Source organism: Legionella sp. km772, assembly GCF_003989735.1.
Lineage (GTDB): Bacteria > Pseudomonadota > Gammaproteobacteria > Legionellales > Legionellaceae > Legionella.
In genome coordinates, this window is the sequence record NZ_RZGQ01000330.1 from 1 (window position 1) to 1,607 (window position 1,607).

A 1,607-nucleotide genomic window follows, 5' to 3' on the forward strand; every position below is an offset into this window, starting at 1 on the left:
AAAACTCATTTAAATCACTTTGCTATTAAGTACAAATTGATTCTTAGAGCGAACCAGATTGCTTGGCAGGAGCTTAAAAATATGGCAGCTTAAAATTGACCGTGCGTAACATGAGTTAATAGTCAAATTACAACTTCCTTGCTTATTCCCTTGGTAAGCAGTTAAGACCGAATTCATTGGCAGGCCTTTACTTTCCATAGGGGTTGCGTTAACTATTAAATTTCCATTTAAATAAGCAGAGATCCCAACACTAGTATTCATATTAAATTGTAGATTTAGACTTGAAATTGGACCTGATGCAGGAAAGGTAATCCTTTTGTTTGTGTTATCAACTATCAATTGCCCACATAAGGAACCACTTACACCCCGTACTATCGATTTATTATCGATTCCCATCGTACAAGAAGGGCCATTTTCAACACTCAGAATAGAGCCATTATTTATTTTAACTATTTGATTATTATTAATTTTTACATTATCAAGTAAAGCACTTACCTTCGCAGGTAAAATTATTGTCATCGAGAGAGGATTAATCACCGGAGGTGGATCAACAGGATCTAATTTTGGACAAAAAGTGATTTCAAACTGTGTTTGCGAGCCACAACGAGCTAAGCCTTTTGCATCGTCATAAGCATAGGTATAAGCATCACATTGTTGACCAGTATGTACCGATAATGAGTAACTACTATTGGCTGCAGGACCGGCACTACAAACGCCAGGAGTTACCGGTGGTGTGGGACAACAATACATTTGTGCCTCTGGTGATTGTGGTGTGAGACCACCTAAAATAGTTCGCCAGCCACCTCCTGTTTTGCCATTATCACTTCCTTGCGCGGTGGTTAATTTTGAGCAAGGGCTAAAACATCCGACCGGTTCACCAGTTTTTTGATCGAGCCATTGTAGGTTGACTTGAGTGACATTCACCCCATTAATCACATTAAATTTTCCTGCTGTAGATAAATTAGCAGCAGTCGGACAAGAGCTTGCCGAAAGATGACCACAATTTACGCCTGGATTTGCTAAAACCTTACCCGTTACAATATCCATACAAGTGGAGTTATGCTTTTTTACGGTTATTGAATAAGGAAAGGTATAACCATCGACTGCAGAACCATTCCACCATGTTTCTGCCCCTAAATGATGACTAGGATCACTTGGATTAGAAGCACATAAAGAGGGGTTGTTATCAAAAATAGCTTTTAAACATCCCCAGGTAGCCTCAAACTTACTATTAATATCGGGAGAATATGGACCATGCTGGTACCCTTGAGCTTCTGCATCGGGGACTCCGGTTGATTCACCTACGGCGCAATCGTAGCCATGGGAATTACATCCACTTTTTGGCCAAAAGCGCGTCGATGGAAGGCCAATATCGGGAATAGTATAATCATAGGATGAACCTATAGGAATTTCGACTACGATCGGATCATTGGTTTTACTTTTAAAATCCTGCTGAATCCATAACGTGGTACCACATTGATTGGTAATCTTAGCTAGGTCCGGGGATCTGGAACAAAATTCAGGAAAAATAAGAGCTATTCCCGGTTTGTTAGTTCATTCACCTTACTCTCAGAATGGCTTATCCACAAGTCCATAGGCCAGGAGAG

General features: G+C 40.3%; 1 protein-coding gene. It reads right to left on the reverse strand.

Annotated features, from left to right (window positions below; translation table 11 throughout):
* Positions 1 to 9: 9 nt before the first annotated feature.
* Positions 10 to 1,047 (reverse strand): hypothetical protein, encoded by a 1,038-nt coding sequence (locus ELY15_RS15685; RefSeq protein ID WP_158617532.1) that lies wholly within the window; start codon positions 1,045 to 1,047, stop codon positions 10 to 12.
* Between the last annotated feature and the right edge of the window lie 560 nt (positions 1,048 to 1,607).